The sequence below is a fragment of the Heliomicrobium gestii genome (genome assembly GCF_009877435.1).
Lineage (GTDB): Bacteria > Bacillota > Desulfitobacteriia > Heliobacteriales > Heliobacteriaceae > Heliomicrobium > Heliomicrobium gestii.
In genome coordinates, this window is the sequence record NZ_WXEX01000006.1 from 1 (window position 1) to 18,948 (window position 18,948).

The window sequence follows — 18,948 nt, forward strand, 5'->3', positions numbered from 1 at the left end:
TATTATACTAAAGATATGATGCTAGACCTAGAAGTACAAACGTTACCGGAGGTTTCCCAGATGAAGATGTTAAAGATCCCTGAACCGACCGTGGTCCGGCTTTCCCTATATTCTCGATTTTTAAATCAGGCTAGCAGCAAAGGCATTGACATAATTTCCTCCGATGAGATTGGCTCCGCCGTCGGCATTCCGTCGGCCCAGGTTCGCAAGGATCTCTCCTACTTTGGCGAGTTCGGTATCCGCGGCGTCGGCTACCGTGTCAGAGAGTTGTGCTCACAAGTCGATAAATTGCTCTGTGTCAATCAGGTTTGGCCTGTCGTCATCATCGGCGCCGGCCATTTGGGATTGGCCATGAGCGGCTACCGGGGATTGCAGGATCGCGGCTTCGATGTGATCGCCCTCTTCGACGCCAATCCGGCCAAACAGGGCGAGTTGCCCAACGGCCTGCCTGTCCTGCCCATGGAGAAGTTGGCCGAGACGGTGCGGGAGAAGGATATCCGCATCGGCATCATCACCGTCCCCTCCGCCTCTGCCCAGCCGGTGGCCGAAACGCTGATCGAGGCGGGCATCACCGCGATCATCAACTTCGCGCCCACAGTGCTGAATGTCCCCTCTGAGGTGGAGTGCCGCAACATCGACCTGACGGTGAACCTGGAGGTGCTCAGTTTCAATCTGGGGATGCGAGGATAAGGCGGACCGAGGGTATCGCCGATCCAGGGAAGGCGAATCATGGGATGTATGGAAAGCTGACATCGTTTTGTGCGGTGTCGGCTTTTTTGCTGTTACCCGGAAAACCGCTCTAGATGGAACAATTTCAAAAACCCTTCAACCATAGTGAGACACCCCCTAGGGTAGAGTTCAATAACTTCTACCATAGGGGGTGTCTTCTTTTCCTGTTCCTTTTGTGAGTTCCCCCTACCGAGGTGAGTCGCCGTTCACTCGGTCCTCCTCCGCCGCCTCCACGCCGCGAGCAACCTCGCCAGCGGCCGCGTCAAAATCCCCCCGTTCGCCTGCAACGTGACCAGCGGCGCTTCCTCCGGCTCCGGCGCGGCGATCAGGCCAAGCGGTTCATTCCAGCCTTTTGTGACCATCTCGCGACGCCAGGCCGCTCCCTCCCCGCCGGGCAGGTACTCCACATCCACATCGATGGGCGACCAGGAGAGGGCAATGGCCAGATCTCGTTGGTTGAGAACAGTCATGCTGTTGATCCGCCCCACCACATCGCCGGCGCGCAGGCCCAGTTTCTCGGCCGGCGAACCGGCGCCCGTGTCGAGCACTCGCAGCCCGCGCAGGGACGGGGCGAAGAGCGGTGGACCGCTCATCTCCCGCCGCTGGCTCCAGAGAATCAGCGCTTCATGGCCGAGGGGGCCAAAGAGGGCGGGGAGAAGGGCCAGGCTTGGGACCTTCGACGCCAAAACGGCCAATGCCAGCAGCAGGCTGCTGTAGAGGGCCAGCAGCGCCGCCGAGCGGCGGGCGTGTTCCTCCGGCTGTCGCGTGACGGCCAGGTCGCCATAGCCCAGGAGGGCGACGATCGGCAGCGGGAAGAGGACAGCAGCCTCCTTGGCCGCATCATAGTCGATGGGCGGCTGCTGGATCAGCGGCCACCAGTCGGGCGTGGCGATCTCCTGAAAGGGCAGGCCGCTGTCCAGGGGGATAGGCAGCAGGGTCAAGACGAGCAGCGGGATGGGCCAAAAGCTCTGCAGGTTGAAGGCGCCCACCGTCATCCCCCGCCGGTGGGCGATGAAGACGGGAAGACGGCTCAGATGACCGGAAAGATAGATCAGCAGCGCCTCAATCAGGTGCAGGATGGCCACCATGCCCATGATCTGCGCCGCGCTGACCTCATGCCAGCCCATCACGATGGCGGCCAGCGAGATCAGGCCCCCCGCATAGGCGTAACACATGTAGCGCACATGGATGACGGCGAGCAGCAAGGCCACCGGCAGCAGGTAGACAAATCCATCGGCCACGATGGTGATCCCGAAGGCGAGCATCAAAAGCGAACCCAGGAAGCCGGCGAGGACACCGAAGGCGGCCGAGTAGAGGACCGGACGCCACCAGCCTTCCTGTTTCAATTGAAACAGCTCCGCTTTCATCCGGCTCTGGCGCCGGTAGAGCAGGGCGATGATGAAAAGGAATACCCAGAAGGTCGGGTATTCCTGCGGTTGCAAGAGGAGGACTTCCATCCCCTCCAGGACCAGTTGGATCAGATCCCAAGGTTCCATCGGAGAGACCGCCAACCTTTATTTCATCATTTTTATCGCATCATTGTTCGCAGCGTTTCCAGTCCTTTGTCGAACTGGACATCGGCTTCTTCGCCGGTGTGGGCGGCGGCGCCGTTGGATTTCTCCGGTTCCACCTTCACATCCGGTTCGATGCCGAGCTTGTGGATGTCGTTGCCTTTCGGCGTCAGGTACTTGTACATGGTCAGTTTGACGCCGGCGCCGCCGCTGAGGGGGATGATGGTCTGGACGACCCCTTTGCCGAAGGTCTTCGTCCCGACCAGGGCGCCGGTGCCGTAGTCTTTGATCGCCCCGGAGACGATCTCAGAGGCGCTGGCCGAGCCGCCGTTGATCAGCACCACGACGGGGATATCGAGATAATCCCGTGTCGTCTCATAGTTGTCGCTGCGACCTTCGCGATCGACCACCGAGACGACCGTCCCCTTGGGGACGAAGTGGGAGGCGATGTTGACGGCCGCGTTCAGTTCGCCGCCGGGGTTGTCGCGCAGGTCCATGATGATCCCTTTGACCTTTTTCTCCTTGAAACTCTGGATGGCCCGGTCAACCTCGCCGTAAGCGGTCGTGTTGAACTGGGTGATGCGCAGGACGCCAACGCGGTTGTCTTTCTTGGCGATTTCCGCCGTCACCACAGGGATGTTGACCTTTTCCCGGTTGATCTTGAAATCAAGGAGGCTCTTGGCGGCTTCCCGGAAGACGGTCAGGTTCACCTCGGTCCCTTCAGGTCCCTTGATCTTGGATACGGCCACATCGACATCCATGTCAGCCACATCTTCGCCATTGACCTTGACGATCACATCGCCCGCTTTGAGTCCGGCCCGTTCCGCCGGACCGCCTTTGATCGGCGACACAACGACCATCTGATTGGTGTCTTTTTTGCTGATATAGACGCCGATGCCTGTAAAGGCGCCTTCGATCTGTTCCTCCAGATGCTTGAATTCCTGCGGTTCCATATAGACCGAGTAGGGGTCCTTTAAAGAGGCCACCATGCCTTTCATGGCCCCATTGACCAGGTCGTTCACAGACACCGGTTCGAGATAATCGGTGGTCACCAGCCGAATGACCTTGATTAGATTGCCCACATTCTGCGCGTTGCCCAGCACAGCCACCATCAGGGAACCGGTCAGGATGACGCTGAGAAGGATGACGAGGACGGCGGCAATGACGATACCGCTTCGACGACCGGCCAATGCGTTCAACCACCTTACATGTTTTTCCGCTTCTCTTCACTGTATTCGCAGGGACGGTCCCTTATGCAAAATCAGCCGCCCAGGTAGGGCATGGGGTTCGTATGGTTGCCGTTGACACGAACTTCAAAGTGCAGGTGCGGTCCGGTGCTCCAACCGGTCGAACCGACGAACCCGATGACATCGCCCTTTTGCACCGTCTGACCTTCGCTCACATTGATCACAGACATATGGCCGTAGAGGGTGGCGGTGCCGCCGCCATGGTCGATGATGACCGTGTTGCCGTAGGCGCCATAATACCCGGCCATGGAGATGACCCCTGTTTGGGCCGCATGGATCGGCGTGCCCGACGGGGCGGGGAAGTCAACGCCGGTGTGGAAGCGCGCCTGCTTCAAGACGGGATGGACGCGCGGTCCATAGGGAGAAGAAACGGATGTGTTGTTCGGAAGGGGATAGGTCATGGGCCCGTTGCCCATCTTGGGCCGGTTTTGCTTGCTCTGCATGGCTCGGATGACCGATTCCAGTTGCCGGGAGGCCGACTCCTCCTCATCAAGCATGCGGGCGATGGAATCCTTTTCGTTGACGACCTGGGCGAGCACCTTCTGCGTCTCCTGACTTTGTTGGGCCAGGACCACTTTCTGGGCCTCCGTCTGCTCGCGCAGTTGGGCCAATTCGCTGCGCCGCGCCTCCAGGTCGGCCTTGCGGTCGGCGATGGCCTTCTCCTCCGCTTCGATGGCGGCGATCAGGCGGGCGTCGCTGTCGACGATCTTCTCCAACAGGTCCATGCGGGACAAAAAGTCCATAAAACTGCTGGCTTGCAAGATCACGTCCAGGTAAGAGACACTGCCGTTGATGTACATGTCCTTCAGGCGCGCCTTTAAGGCCTCCGCCTGGCTGGCCTGGCGCTTCTGCGCTTCGGCGATCTCTTTTTCGGCCGTTCCGATGCGCCCCTCCACATCCTTTGTCTTGCGGCTCAGGTCGTTCAGGGTCACCTCGGTCCGGTTCATCTCTTCCTTGACGGCTGTGAGCTTAGCCAGCACCCCCTGGCGCTCCTGCTCTTTCGCTCGCAGGTCACGGCGGGTATTTTCAATCATTCCTTTCACTTCGTCCAGTTCCTGCCGCTTGCTGTCGATATCATCGGCTGCGGCGACACCGATGGGAACCAGGCGGAAGCCCGGCATTGCGATGCCCAGCAAGACGGCGGTCGTCAAAAGGGCGACGAAACCGCGAATCAGGCGTTGTCGCATCGGTCCTCTCCTTCCCCTTGCCTTCACCGGATTTTTGTTGATCATAGGAACCCTGTCAGACCGATGGCTAGATGCGCTTCCCTCGTTGCGACCGTTCTTCCGTTACACCTTCAAGAACTTGCGCAAGGAGATGATGCTGCCCAGGGCGCCGATAAAGACGCCGGTGGCCAGGATGATCTCGCTGATGGTCAGCAGGAAGCCGGCATCGGCCCGCACGGGGACAAAGGGCAGCGATGTGCGCATATAGTCAGCGACAGGCGTATACAGGCTGTACACAAGGATCACCGCCGTCAGGGAGCCGAGAAAGCCCAAGACGGTGCCCTCCAGCAAAAAGGGCCAGCGAATGAACCAGTTGGTGGCGCCGACGAACTTCATGATGCTGACCTCGCGACGGCAGGCAAAGACGGTCAGGCGAATCGTCGTCGAGATGAGGAAGACGGCGGCAAGGCCGATCAAGCCCATCACCGAGAGACCGACGACGCGCACCCACTGGGTCAGCTTGAGCAGCCGCTCGACGACACCCTGCCCGTATTTCACCCGCTCGACGCCGGGAATCTTGGTGAACTCCTGGGCGAGAGAACTTACATCATTGGGATCATTGGCCTTCACCCGGAACAGATCCGGGAAGGGGTTCTCTTCACCAAGGGCGCGGAAAAGCTCGGGCCGGTCGCTCAACTGCTTGCGCATGGCCGACATGGCCTCATTCTTGGAGACAAAGGTCGCTTCGGCCACACGGGGGTTGCCGCGCAGCTTATCGGCCACAGACTGGGTCTGCTTGGCGTCGATGTCGTTTTTCAGGGACACGATGATCTCCAGATCCGATTCGATGGAAGCGGCGGCATAGTGGGTGTTCATCACCACGAGCAGGGAGATGCCCAGGATCAGCAGGGAGATGGCCACCGTCGAGACGGAGGCGACGCTCATCCAGCCGTTGTGCCACATGGAGCGAAAGGCCTCCCGAAAAAAGTAGCCGAAGGTGCGCGCTTTCACCGGATCACCCCCCGCTCCTGTTCATAGGCGCCCCGTTCCTCGTCGCGAACGATGCGGCCGCCTTCGATGGCAATGACCCGTTTGCGCATGCTGTCGACAATGTCCTTGGCATGGGTGGCCATGATGATGGTGGTGCCCCGCCGGTTGATCTCGAGCAGGAGATTCATGATCTCCTGAGCCGTCTCGGGATCGAGGTTGCCCGTCGGTTCATCGGCGATGATCAGCATGGGCTCGTTGACAATGGCCCGGGCGATGGAGACGCGCTGCTGCTCGCCGCCGGAGAGCTGGCTCGGCTGCAGGTCGGCTTTTTTGCCGAGGCCCACCATCTCCAACACCTGAGGCACCCGCTGGCGGATGCGTTTCGACGGCGCTTCGACGATCTCCATGGCAAAGGCGACGTTGTCATAGACGCTCTTGTTGGGGAGCAGGCGAAAGTCCTGGAAGACGACGCCGATCTGGCGGCGCAGGTAGGGCACCTCGGCGTCGCGCATGCGCACGAGGGAGCGGCCGTCGAAGAGGATCTGGCCGCGTGTCGGCGCCTCTTCCCGGAAGATCAGCTTGGTGAAGGTCGATTTTCCCGCGCCCGAAGGGCCGACGAGAAAGACGAAGCTCCCCTTCTGTATGCGAACGTTCACGTCCACAAGCGCCTTTACCCCGTTGGCATAGGTCTTTGAGACGTTAAACATCTGTATCATAAAAATAACAACCCCCATCTGGAGGTTGTTCGACAAAAATGCGACATATCCTCTTTCGGGTTACGCTTTTCGCCCAAAAAGGGATAAATTCCCACTTTAATTTCTCCTATCTCTTCCGCTCCATGGATCGACGAGCGGCGGCGACGACGGCTTCTGCCGTCAGGCCATATTTCTTCAGCAGTTCCGCCGGTTTCCCCGATTCGCCGAAGGTGTCTTTCAGACCCACCCGTTCCATCGGAACCGGTTGCCCTTCCACCAGCACCTCAGCCACTGCAGAGCCAAGACCGCCGATGACGGAGTGCTCCTCCGCCGTGACGACACAGCCGGTCCGGGCGGTCGACGCCAGAATCGCCTCGGCGTCGATGGGCTTGATCGTGTGGATGTTCAGCACCTCGGCCCCGATTCCCTCGGCAGCCAGGGCTTCCGCCGCTTCGAGGGCGACACTGACCATCAGACCCGTGGCGATGATGGTGACGTCCTTCCCTTGCCGCAGGGTGACAGCCTTGCCGGGGGTGAAGACGTAGTTTTCCTCATTGATCACCGGCACGGCCAGGCGGCCCAGGCGGATGTACACAGGACCGGTGTGTTCGGCGGCCCAGCGGATCGCCCCTTCCGTCTCGGGGCCGTCCGCCGGCGCGAGGACAGTCATGTTGGGCAGCACCCGCATGAGGGCGATATCCTCCACCGTCTGGTGGGAGGCGCCGTCCTCGCCGACGGTGATACCGGCATGGGTGGCGGCGATCTTCACGTTCAGCTTCGGATAGGCGATGGAGTTGCGGATCTGTTCAAAGGCGCGGCCGGTGGCGAACATGGCAAAGGTGCTGGCAAAGGGGATCTTGCCGATGGCAGCCAGGCCGGCGGCGGTCCCCATCAGGTTCTGTTCGGCGATGCCCATATCAAAAAACCGTTCGGGATAGACCTTGGCGAAGTCGATGGTTTTTGTCGATTTGGCCAGGTCGGCATCGAGGACGACCACATCGGCCTTCTCAGCGCCCAGGCGGGCCAGGGCGCGGCCATAGGCGTCACGGGTGGCAATCTTACTCATCAGGCAACCTCCCTCACTGCAGTTCCTTCAAGGCTGTGGCGGCTTGTTCGGCATTGGGCGCTGTGCCGTGCCAGCCGACCTGGTTTTCCATGAAGGACACGCCCTTGCCCTTGATGGTGCGGGCGATGACGCAGGTGGGACGGCCCGTTGTCGCCTTGGCGACCTCGATGGCGTCGAGAATGGCCGGCATGGAGTGGCCGTCGATCTCGATGGTGTTCCAGCCGAAAGCCTGGAACTTTTCCAGCACAGGAAAGCTGGACATGACCTCTTCGACAGGACCGTCGATCTGCAGGCCGTTGATGTCAACAAAAATCGCCAGTTTGTCCAGCTTGTAGTGGGCGGCCGCCATGGCGGCTTCCCACACCTGGCCCTCCTGGAGTTCCCCATCGCCGAGGATCGCCCAGACGCGGGCGTCCTTGCCGTCGAGGCGCAAGCCCAAGGCCATGCCGATGGCGGCGGACAAGCCCTGTCCGAGGGAACCGGTCGACATGTCCACTCCGGGCACCTTTTTCATATCCGGATGGCCCTGCAGAAAATGGCCCGTCTGGCGCAAGCCTTTCAGCTCTTCCACAGGGAAAAAACCTCGTTCCGCCAGCGCCGCGTAGAGGACGGGGGCGGCATGGCCCTTGCTCAGAACAAAGCGGTCCCGTTCCGTCCACCGGGGATTTTGCGGATCGATGCGCATCTCTTTGAAAAACAGCGCTGTCACCATGTCGGCCGCCGAGAGGGACCCGCCGGGGTGTCCGCTGTTCGCCGCATGGGTCATGGCGATGATGTGTTGGCGGATCTGCCGGGCCGTCGATTCGAGACGCTGTGTGATGGCTTCACTCATTCTGCGATACTCCCTTCTGCAAAGAAACCCTATAGCAAGCAATCTCGACAATATTCTGCACCATTTCAGCCAAATCCTGCGTCTTTTGGCATGGAAAAACGAAAAAGCCGGAAATTTTACCACCGGGCGGTCGTTGACGAAATCGTTTACGGGACACCAAACCCTGACAACGGTTTATCCATGCTCCGGAAAATATGGAAACCCCGCCCCCCATCGGGAAGCGAGGTTTCATCGGGATCGATTTATTGTTTCGTCGACCAGACAAGATAAGCCGAAATGAAATCGTCCAGTTCGCCGTCCATGACGGCATAGACGTTCCCTACCTCGGTGTTGGTCCGGTGGTCTTTGACGAGGTTGTAGGGGTGAAAGACATAGGAGCGGATCTGGCTGCCGAAGGCGATGTCCTGCTGATCGCCCTTCAGCCGGTTGACCTCAGCCTCCTGCTCCTGCCGTTGCCGTTCAAAGAGCTTGGCCTGCAGCATGCGCATGGCCGTCGCCCGGTTCTGGATCTGGGAGCGCTCGCTCTGGCAGGCCACGACAATCCCCGTCGGGACGTGGGTGATGCGGACGGCCGATTCGGTCTTGTTGACGTGCTGGCCGCCGGCGCCGCTGGCGCGGTAGGTGTCGACCTTCAGATCTTCCGAACGGATCAGAATCTCGGCGTCTTCGCTGACCTCGGGCAACACCTCAAGAGAGGCAAAGGAGGTGTGACGACGACCGGAGGAGTCGAAGGGCGAGATGCGCACGAGGCGATGGACGCCCATCTCGCCCTTCAGATAGCCGTAGGCGTTCTCGCCGGCGACAGAGATGGTGGCCGACTTCATCCCTGCTTCGTCGCCGGGGAGGGAATCGAGGAGATCCACCTTGTAGCCCTTCTTCTCCCCCCAGCGGATGTACATGCGCAGGAGCATCTCGTTCCAGTCCATCGCTTCGGTGCCACCGGCGCCGGCATGGAGGGTGAGCAAGGCGTTGTTGCGGTCATAAGGCCCGTTCAACAGCAGTTCCAAGTGCCAGCGATCCAGTTCCGCCGTGATCTCCTTGATCCCTGCCTCAATCTCGGCCAGGGTATCGGCGTCTTCCTCTTCGGCGCCCAGTTCGCGGAGGACGCCAAGGTCCTCCCAGTGGCCGCGCAGATCCTGGTAGGCTTTGACCTTGTCCTTCAACCCGGTCAGTTCCTGCATGGTCTTCTGCGCCCGTTCCGTATCGTCCCAGAAGCCCGGCTCCAGGATCATCTGCTCCAGTTCGGCGATGCGTTCCTCTTTGACCGCCAGGTCAAAGTGAATCCCTCAGTTCGTCCAACCTGGTCTCCAGGAGCCCCAGTTCACGTTTCACTTCACTAAACACCGGCGATCGTTCCCTTCGTTTTTGTGAGTTCTTCTGTCTGCCCGGAAAAGCGGCCAATCTAAGCGCCTCTACAGTGAGATAGGCCTTCATAAAGTTCGGGATGCATCGTGCGCAAATCGGCGCCCCGATGCATCCCTGCCTCATCGAGAAATCATTGTTCAGCTTATGGGAAAACCCTTGGCCAGTTACCCCTTTTCGCGTTACCCGTTTTCACCGCAGCACTTCTTGTACTTTTTGCCGCTGCCACAGGGGCAGGGATCGTTGCGGCCGATCTGGGGCTCCGCCTTGACGGGCTCTTTCGGCAGCGAGTCGTCGGAACGGTTTTCGACGGCGTTTTTGAGCGTCCGTTCCTCTTCGGCTTCCTGGGCGACCGGCTCGGCCTGTGCGACAACGACGCTGACCCGGAACATGTAGCGCAGGAATTCCTCCTGGACGCTGGCGATCATCTCCTGGAACATGCTGTAGGCCTCGTATTTGTACTCCACGAGGGGATCCTTCTGGCCGTAGGCGCGCAGACCGATGCCGTGGCGCAGGTGATCCATGGCGTCCAGGTGATCCATCCAGTGGGAGTCGACGACACGCAGGAGGATGATCCGCTCCAGTTCACGGATCGTCTCCTCGCCCAGTTCCTGCTCACGCAGGCCGTAGCGCTCCTGGGCCTTTTCCTGGAGATAGGCGATGATCTCTTCCTTCTCCATCTCCTGAAGCTCTTCCGCCGTAACGGCGCTGCCGATGTGGAAGGTCTCCTCGGCGTAGGCGAGCATGGCCGGCAGATCCCAGTTTTCGACGTACTTCTCTTCACCGGCAATGCGGTTGACCATGTTCTCGACGAGGGTGTCGATAAAGTCGGTAACCGTGTCGCGCAGGTTCTCGCCGTTCAGCACCTTCCGGCGCTGATCGTAGATGACTTCCCGCTGTTGGTTCATCACATCGTCATACTGGAGCACGTGTTTGCGGATGTCGAAGTTGCGCGCCTCAACGCGGCGCTGGGCGTTCTCGATGGCTTTGGAGATCATGCCCGACTCGATGGGCATCGAGTCGTCCATGCCCAGGCGGTCCATTAGGCCTTGAATGTTTTCAGCGCCGAAGAGACGCATCAGATCGTCTTCCAGCGACACATAGAAACGGGTCTTGCCGGGGTCGCCCTGGCGTCCGGCGCGGCCCCGGAGTTGGTTGTCGATACGCCGCGCCTCATGGCGCTCGGTGCCGATGACATAGAGACCGCCCAGTTCGTCGACGCCATCGCCGAGGAGGATGTCGGTCCCCCGGCCGGCCATGTTGGTGGCGATGGTGACCATGCCCCGCTGACCGGCGTTTTTGATGATCTCGGCTTCCTTCTCATGATGTTTGGCGTTCAACACCTGATGGGGGACGCCGCGCTTCTTCAGCTTGTCGGAGAGCTGTTCCGACTTGACGATGGACACGGTGCCGACCAGGACCGGTTGACCGCAGCGGAAGGCTTCCACGACCTCTTCCACAACGGCGTTGAATTTGCCCTCTTCCGTCCGGTAGACGATGTCGGCCTGATCCTGACGCTGAGTGGCTCTGTTCGTCGGGATTTGAACGACATCCATCTTATATATCTGCATGAATTCGGGCTCTTCCGTCTTGGCCGTGCCGGTCATGCCGGAAAGCTTGTCATACATGCGGAAGTAGTTCTGCAGGGTGACGGTGGCCAGCGTCTGCGACTCGTTTTGAATTTTGAGGTTCTCTTTCGCCTCGATGGACTGGTGCAGCCCTTCCGAGTACCGGCGTCCGAACATGAGGCGACCGGTGAACTCATCAACGATGATGACCTCGCCGTCCTTGACGACATAGTCGCGGTCCCGTTTCATCAAGGCATGGGCCTTCAGCCCCTGGTTGACATGGTGGGCCCAGTCGAGGGAATCGGCCAGGTTGTCGATGCCGAGCAACTTTTCGACCCGGTCGACGCCCTCATCGGTCAAGACGACCGAGTGGGCCTTCTCGTCGACCTTGTAATCGACTTCGTTTTTCAAGCGCGGCACGATGCGGGCGACGGCGTAGTATTTTTCCGTCGGCTTGTCCGCCGGCCCCGAGATGATCAAGGGCGTCCGGGCCTCGTCGATGAGGATCGAGTCCACTTCGTCGACGATGGCGTAGTTCAGTTCCCGCTGCACCATGTGCTGCGGCTGAATGACCATGTTGTCGCGCAGGTAGTCGAAGCCGAACTCGTTGTTCGTGCCATAGGTGATGTCGGCGGCATAGGAATCGCGGCGCTCGTCAAAATCCAGGCCGTGGACGACGAGTCCCACCTTAAGGCCGAGGAAGCGGTGGATCCGGCCCATCCATTCGGCGTCACGCCGGGCCAGGTAGTCGTTGACGGTGACTACGTGAACGCCGCGACCGGTCAACGCGTTCAGGTATGACGGCAAGGTCGCCACCAGCGTTTTGCCTTCACCGGTCCGCATCTCAGCGATGCGCCCGTTGTGCAGGACCATCCCGCCGATCAACTGCACGTCAAAGTGGCGCATGCCCAGCACCCGCCGGGAGGCTTCGCGAACAGTGGCAAAGGCCTCAGGCAGCAGATCGTCCAGGCTTTCTCCGTTTTCCAGCCGTTGGCGAAACTCGACGGTCTTGTGCTGCAGGTCGGCGTCATTGAGCGCCTGCCATTCCGGTTCAAGGCTGTTGATCCGGTCGACAGTCTTCTGCATCCGGCGAACATCCCTGGCGTTGTCGTCGAGGAGGTTCTTTAAAAAACCAAACAAAAAAATGACCCCTTTCAGGTATCCGACGGGATAGCTCCCCCCCTGGGCCTATCCATCGGCTGGTTTCCGATTCACTCGTAAACAGTACTATTGTATCATTCCGAGGTCCGGGGATGCAATGGAAGGCAAATATGCCCATCAAAAAAGGACGCCCATCGGGCGCCCTTCTCAACATCACCACAGCCGGTCTATTCAGTCAAATTCCGGTTCGATCAGCCCATAGTTGCCGTCTTTACGCAGGTAGACCACGTTCACCTGCTCCGTTTCCGCATTGGAGAAGACAAAGAAGCTATGACCGATCAGGTTCATCTGCATGATCGCCTCATCGACAGGCATCGGCTTCAAGGCGAACCGCTTGGACCGCACGATCCGGGGCTCTGAGGCGACGGGGCCGTTCTTTTCCGGGACGAATTCTTTGAACCCTTGCCCTTTCAGGCGGCGGGACAGTTTCGTTTTATAGGCGTCAACCTGCTTTTCCAGTTTTTCAAAGACCAGATCGATGGCGGCATACATGTCCGGATGGGATTCCTCGGCCCGCAGGACCAGATCGCCCGCCGGAACAGTCACTTCCACCTTGGCCATGTCCCCTTCGACAGCCAGCGTTGTCCTGGCGCCACCGATGTTGCTAAAGTACTTTTCCAGCTTGGACAGGCGTCTGACGACATACTCCTTCAGGGCGTTGGTGACCTCAATGTTCTTGCCACGAACTTGGATGTTCATTCAACATCATCTCCTTATCGTTGTGGCTGTTCTCACCAGTAATATTCCCCGAACGGTGCGGAAATTCCTGCCTAAACATTCAAAATAACGGCACGATCATTCACGACCTTGCGTCACCCTGCCCAGTACCTCGCCAACGACCTGCTCAATCACTGCGGCGCGCCGTCCAATCTCGACAAAAAAAGCCTCGGCGCGAGCCAAATCATTGCGCACCGCCTGCCGTTCATCGACAACGCCCGCCAACACCAGCGACTGCTCGATCTGGGAGACGACGGGCCGAAAGGGCAGGCGCAGAAAGGCCATCGCTTTCCCGTCCGCCTCCAGGCCGCGCTGGATTTTGGCCAGTTGCTCATAGTATGGGAGCATCGTCGCCGATACATCCCTCGCGCGATCGACATTCATCTGGTACCGCCGGACGAGTTCGACTCCCTTCCGGCATTGGCGGCTGATCGTCTTCAAGTGACGGGACAGGCGCTTCAGTTCGCCGGCAATAGCGGTCGCTGCCTGCGAAAAATCCCCTTCCCCGGCAGTGAAGGCCTCATTCACCAGGGATGCGATCCTTTCGCGACGCGATCCCTCGCCCCCGCCGGCGATCGGCAACGAAGCGAGCACATCGGCCAAGGCGATGTTTTCCGCGCCAGGGATGCCAATGCCGCCTTCGGTGGCATTGATGTAGCGACGGTCCGGATGACCGGCGATGAAGAGGCGAAACCACTCCCGGAAGGCCAACCAGATCTCCTGGGTGTAGGTTTTTTGGCCGTAGATATCGACCGCTTCGATCCGCGCGCTCCCGTCTTTGACTGAGTCAGCACTGCCGGCAAAGACAGAACCGCTGAAATGGGTGGCGTCACCGGTGTAGGCCAGATCCTGGCCGACAAATACGATGGGATCGCAACCCATGCGATAGGCCAGGTGCAGACCCAGGTTGGCCACTGAAGCGCCCACGTTGAGCAACGAACCCCGCACGTCCACATGATCGCCGACGAGAGAAAACAGTTCCTCCTTATCGGGGGCGAAGAGAGCAAAGCGGCGCCCGCCGCCTCGATAGATGACGGTGATGTTGGGCAAAAAGGTGGTATCGAACACAAGGGGCACATCGTCATCAGGCAAATCATGAAAATGCATGTAATTCGGCTCGCCGCCATCGATGGAGATGACCAGGTGCGGGCGAATCCCCGCTTTGAGCAGCGAGCGCAGCGTCGGACTGGTGGCGATCACCACGCCCCGTTCGGCAAAGTCGGCGAGTCGGTTCATATTCTTTTCCAGCGACGGCCCCGCCGAAACAACAACGGCGGGGAGCGAGGAAAACCGCTCGAAGAGGTGCTTGACTGGCGCCGACTCCAACATCACCGGAAGATTGCGCAAAAAATTGCAGGCCCAGATCAGGGCGAAGTGGTTCTCCGTCGCCGCGATGATTTGCTGGGTCTGAAAAAAATCCGACAGTTGAGCCTTCACCTGCTCATAGTAGTCGTCAAAAGGCGTCAGCAGGTGATTGAACTCGTAGAGCTGCGCCGTCAGCGCCTCCCATGCCGAGATGTTGATCTGGTGCAGGATCGGCGTGATCGCTCCGGCGTCGACATCGATGGCGTACCGGAAGCGCGGGTCGCCCAAGACCTCCCGCAGGTCGACGGTCCAGAGGGCCAGCCAAAAAATCTCGATCGAACGCTCGACGACGAGCACTTTGACCCTCGGCGGCAACACCTGCCGAAGGACCTGCAAGGCATATCCCAAGCCAAAACCGAAGACGACAAAGGCGCTCCCCGGATCGCCGGCCAATTCGGCGACCCATTCCCGAGCCTGCTGCTGCGGATCCTCCGGCGAGTGCAGGTAGAGCCGCCGGTCCTCGACCGCGCAGAGCAGTGTCAGGTCGCCGGACCGGGCGGGCTCGACGGCAAAAGGCTGGTTATAGGGCGCCTTGTACCGGGCCATCCGCTCGGCCAGCGGCGGTTGCACAGAGGCCAGCGCCTTGAGATTGGCCTCGAAGATCGGATCGCTAAAAAAGCGCGCATAGGCGGGCGGAATAAAAGCCACGCGAGCTTCCTCCTTTGAAACCGCAACGACGCCGGAGGCCAGTCGCAACTCCGGCGGGATATCACGAGAGCGCCGGACAATCCGGCGCTCTCTTAGCCTTATGCAACGATGGACTTTACAATACTTTGCTCAAGAAAGCGCGCGTCCGCTCATGCTGGGCGCCGCCGAAGATCTGCTCGGGCGTGCCAGATTCCATGATGATCCCTTCGTCCATGAAGATCACCCGGTCGCCGACCTCACGGGCAAAGCCCATCTCATGAGTCACGACAACCATCGTCATGCCCTCGCGGGCCAAGTCCTTCATGACGTTGAGGACCTCGCCGACCATCTCCGGATCGAGGGCTGACGTCGGTTCGTCAAAGAGCATGATCTTCGGGCGCATGGCCAGCGCCCGGGCGATGGCCACCCGCTGCTGCTGACCGCCCGAGAGCTGCTCCGGATAGGCTTTCGCTTTTTCCGACAGGCCCACCTTGGCCAGCAGTTCCAGGGCGAGGCGCTCTGCCTCGTCCTTGGTCATCTTGCGCACCTGCACCGGCGCCAGGGTGATGTTCTCCAGCACCGTCATGTGCGGAAAGAGGTTGAAGCGCTGGAAGACCATCCCCACCTCGGCGCGGACGCGGTTGATGTCGGTCTCCTTGTGGGTGAGTGCGATCTCGTCGACGGTGATGTGCCCGTCCGTCGGTTCCTCCAGGTGGTTGATGCAGCGCAGGAGCGTACTCTTGCCGGAGCCGGAGGGACCGATGATGCAGACCACTTCCCGCTCTTGCACCTCCAGGTCGACTCCGCGCAGCACATGGAGGGAACCGAATTTCTTATGCAGCCCCTTGATTTCGATCATCGCCGGCATCTGTATTCCCCTCGTTTTTCAACTATCACTTGTCAGGTAATCGGCGCCCTTGTTACTGTCGTCGCCGTCGTTGCGTCACCACGTATCACTGAAGCGGGCTTCGACGAACCAACGCTTTTAGCGGTGCGGTTTTACGGCCAACTTTTCTTCGTACCAGGCCACAACGCGGCTAAAGACCAGTGTCAGCGTCAGGTAGATGGCGGCAACGGGCAACCATGCTTCCCACACCCGCGCCGTCGAACCGAGGACAGTCCGCCCCGCCATGGTCAGTTCCGGCAAGGAGATGACCGAGACGAGGGAGGAGTCTTTGAGCATGGCGATAAATTCGTTGCCCAGGGGCGGGATGACGCGCCGGAAGGCTTGGGGCAGGATGATGAACCGCATCGCCTGGGCATAGGTCATCCCCAATGACCGGGAGGCTTCCATCTGCCCCTTGTCGATGGACTGGATCCCGGCGCGAAAGATCTCGGCCACATAGGCGCCTGAGTTGACGCTCAAGGCGATGAGGCCTGAGGTCATGGCCGGCAGGGATTGCCCGATCAGCTTCGGCGCCCCCAGGTGGACGATAAAGATCTGCACCAGCAAGGGCGTGCCGCGGATGACGTCGGTGTAAAGGGTCGCCAGCCAGCGCAGCGGCTTCAAATGAGAGAGCCGCCCCAACGCGATAAACAGGCCGATGAATGTGCCGATCATGACCGAAATGGCCGTCACTTTGACCGTTGTCCACCCGCCCACCAGAAACAGGTCGGCATAATCCTGTACGATGTTCCATTTAAAATCCATGTTTTCGACTGGCTCCTCTGAAGTATTTTGCGTTCAGCCCCAGCAGGATCTGTTGTAAATGGTCTATGGAAGACAAAAAGAATAGGCGCAACAGGCTTTTCCTCCTGATACGCCTAATACTATACACTACCTTACCGGTTCAGCCAACCGATTTCTCTCGAAAAATTGCCCCTTCGACACTATTCCAGAAATTACTTCCCAGACAGATACTTATCGGAGATTTCCTTGATTTTGCCGCTCTTCTCCAGCTTGTCCAGGGCGTCGTTGACTTGCTTTTGCAGTTCAGCCTCGCCTTTGCGGACGGCGATGCCGTAGTCTTCTTTTTCAAAGCTGGCATCGTCGATCAGTGCCATTTTGGCGCTGGGGTTGTTTTTCAGGAAGTGCTGCACAACCGGCTTATCGGCGACGACGACATCGACGTCGCCGTTGCCCAGCATGTTCATCGCCATCGGCGTGGTGTCATAGCGGAAAATCTTGGGGCTCTTCTCGCCCATCAGTTTTTCCACGACATACTGGCCCGTCGTCGAGTTCTGGACGCCCACCTTCAGGTCCTTGATGTCGTCAAACTTCTTGACCGGCGAACCTTCCTTCACGGCGATCGCCTGAACGGCCACGAAGTAGGGTTTGGAGAAGTCGATCGATTCTTTGCGCTTGTCCGTGATGGTCATGGCGGAGATGACCATGTCCACGTTCTTGTTCGTCAGCGCCGCGATGATGCCGTCAAAGGGCGTGTCCACCAGTTCGATGTCGGCGTTGATCTCCTTGCCGACCGCTTTGATCAGGTCGATGTCAAAGCCGACGATTTGCCCTTTTTCATCTTTCCATTCAAAGGGCGCGTAGGCGGCGTCGGTGGCTACTTTGATCGTCTTCTTGGCCGCTTTGTCGGGGGAGGCAGCAGGCGCTTGGGCCGATTGACCGCCGCCGCAGCCGGTCGCGGTGACCAGCAAGCCCAGGGTCAGGAGCCCCATCATTCCGGTTTTTAACCATTTTTTCACTGGAACAGTTCCTCCTCTTCATGAATAGGTATGTAGTTGCGATAATTATACAGCTAGATGAAAGAAAGAACAATAAAAGATTGTTCCACTCAATAAAGGAACGGCGCAGCCCCCTTTGTTGTGAATCACAGGCCCTCGAGACGCTGTTTAATTATGCATTTCTTTCAGGATCTCTTCATAACAGCGTCGGGCGCCGTGGCCGTCGATCAACCGGTTTCCCCTCTCGCCATACCTCCTCGTCCGCTCCGGCTTGTCAAGCAGTTGAGCCAGCCTTTGAGCGATGGTCTCGGTGGCAAGCGGTTCCGGGACGGCATCTCTTGTAGGGGCAGGCGCCGGGTGAAACAAGGGGATCGCCGCTTCCCGGCGGCAGGCCTCAAGGGCGGCCGGAACCTGATTGCCGGCCTGGACGACGACGGCCGAAGGAATCCCCACGGCCAGGAACTCCTGCAGGGTCACTCCGGCCGCCGTGACGGCAAGGTCCATTTCCGGCAGCAGGCCGATGATATCGGTGGGGGGATCGTATCGCCGGAGCCAAGGCGCCTGGCTGTATCTTTCGGGAAAGCCCATATAGGGACCGACGATGACATGGGCCTCCAGCGACCGTCCGGACTGCTGCGTCCTCTCCACAGCCTCGAGCAGTCGCGGCAGGTGGCCCATCGGGTCGCCGCCGCCCAGCGTGACAAGCATTCGCGCCGCCCCTCCCGATTGGGGACGCTCACGCCGTAGACGTTGCTCCCGCCGTTCTTTCGCTTCCAGCACCCGCTGGCGAAGCAGTGTGTAAGCGGGTCCCAAGAGCGCTCTCCCGGCCTCTTGAAAGCGGTAGTTCTCCCGTTCCGCCGCCAAACCGGCGTTAATCACGAGGTGCGCCGTCATCGGAAAGGCGTTGTGATCATCGAGATAGACCACAAACAGCCCTGCCGAACGCAGCGCCCCCACCGTCTCCGGTCGAATCCGATAGGAGTCGATGACCAATAGCGGAGCGCCCTGTCGCTTCAGCCACTCCGCCCAACGGTCCGGCGCTTCGTCAATGGCGCCGCCGCTCTCTGACAGCGCCTCGACAGTGTCGCCGTTCCCCCTCTGCCGCCACTCAAAAACCTCCCCGGTCAGGATCTGGGCCGCCGGATCGAAGGGACCGACGGCCAGCACGCGATGGCCCTGGTCGCGAAAGGCCTCGCCAAGGGCGGCGCAGCGCATGACATGGCCCAGTCCGACCCCGCTTCCCCCATCAAAGTAAAAGGCGACAGTCCGCTCCATCACTTGACCTCC

16 protein-coding genes are annotated in these 18,948 nt (G+C 59.7%); 1 reads left to right on the forward strand and 15 read right to left on the reverse strand.

Going from position 1 to position 18,948, the window contains the following annotated elements:
• Positions 1-60 precede the first annotated feature (60 nt).
• Positions 61-690: a redox-sensing transcriptional repressor Rex gene (locus tag GTO89_RS08015; RefSeq protein ID WP_161261562.1), complete on the forward strand. Its 630-nt coding sequence runs from the start codon at positions 61-63 to the stop codon at positions 688-690.
• A 245-nt stretch (positions 691-935) separates the two neighbouring features.
• On the opposite strand, the gene GTO89_RS08020 is transcribed toward GTO89_RS08015, so the two are convergent.
• The 15 genes from GTO89_RS08020 to GTO89_RS08090 all read right to left on the reverse strand — a co-directional run bounded on the left by GTO89_RS08020 (position 936) and on the right by GTO89_RS08090 (position 18,936).
• Positions 936-2,225 (reverse strand): PDZ domain-containing protein, encoded by a 1,290-nt coding sequence (locus GTO89_RS08020; RefSeq protein WP_161261563.1) that lies wholly within the window; start codon positions 2,223-2,225, stop codon positions 936-938.
• A gap of 32 nt (positions 2,226-2,257) precedes the next feature.
• Entirely contained in the window at positions 2,258-3,430 is a 1,173-nt protein-coding gene (locus GTO89_RS08025) for a S41 family peptidase (RefSeq protein ID WP_161261564.1), read from the reverse strand.
• Between the two features lie 71 nt (positions 3,431-3,501).
• Positions 3,502-4,674, reverse strand: coding sequence for a murein hydrolase activator EnvC family protein (locus GTO89_RS08030; RefSeq protein ID WP_161261565.1), 1,173 nt, complete (start codon positions 4,672-4,674; stop codon positions 3,502-3,504).
• Between the two features lie 102 nt (positions 4,675-4,776).
• Entirely contained in the window at positions 4,777-5,664 is an 888-nt protein-coding gene (gene ftsX / locus GTO89_RS08035; protein WP_161261566.1) for a permease-like cell division protein FtsX, read from the reverse strand.
• Entirely contained in the window at positions 5,661-6,359 is a 699-nt protein-coding gene (gene ftsE, locus GTO89_RS08040; protein WP_161261567.1) for a cell division ATP-binding protein FtsE, read from the reverse strand. Before ftsE ends, ftsX begins: the two co-directional genes overlap by 4 nt.
• A 106-nt stretch (positions 6,360-6,465) precedes the next feature.
• Positions 6,466-7,404, reverse strand: a complete 939-nt coding sequence (locus GTO89_RS08045; protein ID WP_204758202.1) for a transketolase family protein — start codon at positions 7,402-7,404, stop codon at positions 6,466-6,468.
• 13 nt (positions 7,405-7,417) lie between these two features.
• Positions 7,418-8,236 carry a transketolase gene (locus tag GTO89_RS08050; protein WP_161261568.1) on the reverse strand — a complete coding sequence of 273 codons (819 nt, stop codon included), beginning with the start codon at positions 8,234-8,236 and terminating at the stop codon, positions 7,418-7,420.
• Between the two features lie 242 nt (positions 8,237-8,478).
• Positions 8,479-9,580, reverse strand: a protein-coding gene (gene prfB / locus GTO89_RS08055) for a peptide chain release factor 2 (RefSeq protein WP_161261569.1) whose coding sequence is annotated in 2 segments (ribosomal slippage) — positions 8,479-9,510 and positions 9,512-9,580 — 1,101 coding nt in all. Because the reading frame shifts where the segments join, the coding sequence is not laid out codon by codon here.
• A gap of 200 nt (positions 9,581-9,780) precedes the next feature.
• Positions 9,781-12,252 carry a preprotein translocase subunit SecA gene (gene secA / locus GTO89_RS08060; RefSeq protein WP_407929492.1) on the reverse strand — a complete coding sequence of 824 codons (2,472 nt, stop codon included), beginning with the start codon at positions 12,250-12,252 and terminating at the stop codon, positions 9,781-9,783.
• A gap of 246 nt (positions 12,253-12,498) precedes the next feature.
• The gene (gene hpf, locus GTO89_RS08065; protein WP_161261571.1) at positions 12,499-13,026 is read right to left on the reverse strand and encodes a ribosome hibernation-promoting factor, HPF/YfiA family; all 528 of its coding nucleotides are present in this window, start codon (positions 13,024-13,026) and stop codon (positions 12,499-12,501) included.
• A gap of 96 nt (positions 13,027-13,122) precedes the next feature.
• A complete protein-coding gene (locus GTO89_RS17345; RefSeq protein WP_161261572.1) occupies positions 13,123-15,057 on the reverse strand; it encodes a motility associated factor glycosyltransferase family protein in 1,935 nt (644 codons plus the stop codon).
• Between the two features lie 115 nt (positions 15,058-15,172).
• On the reverse strand, positions 15,173-15,895 hold the full coding sequence (locus tag GTO89_RS08075; RefSeq protein ID WP_161261793.1) for an amino acid ABC transporter ATP-binding protein: 723 nt from the start codon (positions 15,893-15,895) through the stop codon (positions 15,173-15,175).
• 126 nt (positions 15,896-16,021) lie between these two features.
• A complete protein-coding gene (locus GTO89_RS08080) occupies positions 16,022-16,687 on the reverse strand; it encodes an amino acid ABC transporter permease (protein WP_161261573.1) in 666 nt (221 codons plus the stop codon).
• A gap of 191 nt (positions 16,688-16,878) precedes the next feature.
• Positions 16,879-17,682 carry a basic amino acid ABC transporter substrate-binding protein gene (locus tag GTO89_RS08085; protein ID WP_161261574.1) on the reverse strand — a complete coding sequence of 268 codons (804 nt, stop codon included), beginning with the start codon at positions 17,680-17,682 and terminating at the stop codon, positions 16,879-16,881.
• 147 nt (positions 17,683-17,829) lie between these two features.
• Complete coding sequence (locus GTO89_RS08090; protein WP_161261575.1) at positions 17,830-18,936, reverse strand: PseG/SpsG family protein; 1,107 nt, start codon at positions 18,934-18,936, stop codon at positions 17,830-17,832.
• Positions 18,937-18,948: the final 12 nt, after the last annotated feature.

Coding starts and splice junctions, on each gene's coding strand:
- hpf (WP_161261571.1), bottom strand. CDS start 13,026: ATGAACATCCAAGTTCGTGGCAAGAACATTGAGGTCACCAACGCCCTG.
- GTO89_RS08015 (WP_161261562.1), top strand. CDS start 61: ATGAAGATGTTAAAGATCCCTGAACCGACCGTGGTCCGGCTTTCCCTA.
- secA (WP_407929492.1), bottom strand. CDS start 12,252: ATGCAGAAGACTGTCGACCGGATCAACAGCCTTGAACCGGAATGGCAG.
- GTO89_RS08090 (WP_161261575.1), bottom strand. CDS start 18,936: ATGGAGCGGACTGTCGCCTTTTACTTTGATGGGGGAAGCGGGGTCGGA.
- GTO89_RS08045 (WP_204758202.1), bottom strand. CDS start 7,404: ATGAGTAAGATTGCCACCCGTGACGCCTATGGCCGCGCCCTGGCCCGC.
- GTO89_RS08050 (WP_161261568.1), bottom strand. CDS start 8,236: ATGAGTGAAGCCATCACACAGCGTCTCGAATCGACGGCCCGGCAGATC.
- GTO89_RS08080 (WP_161261573.1), bottom strand. CDS start 16,687: ATGGATTTTAAATGGAACATCGTACAGGATTATGCCGACCTGTTTCTG.
- GTO89_RS08075 (WP_161261793.1), bottom strand. CDS start 15,895: ATGATCGAAATCAAGGGGCTGCATAAGAAATTCGGTTCCCTCCATGTG.
- GTO89_RS08030 (WP_161261565.1), bottom strand. CDS start 4,674: ATGCGACAACGCCTGATTCGCGGTTTCGTCGCCCTTTTGACGACCGCC.
- GTO89_RS08020 (WP_161261563.1), bottom strand. CDS start 2,225: ATGGAACCTTGGGATCTGATCCAACTGGTCCTGGAGGGGATGGAAGTC.
- ftsE (WP_161261567.1), bottom strand. CDS start 6,359: ATGATACAGATGTTTAACGTCTCAAAGACCTATGCCAACGGGGTAAAG.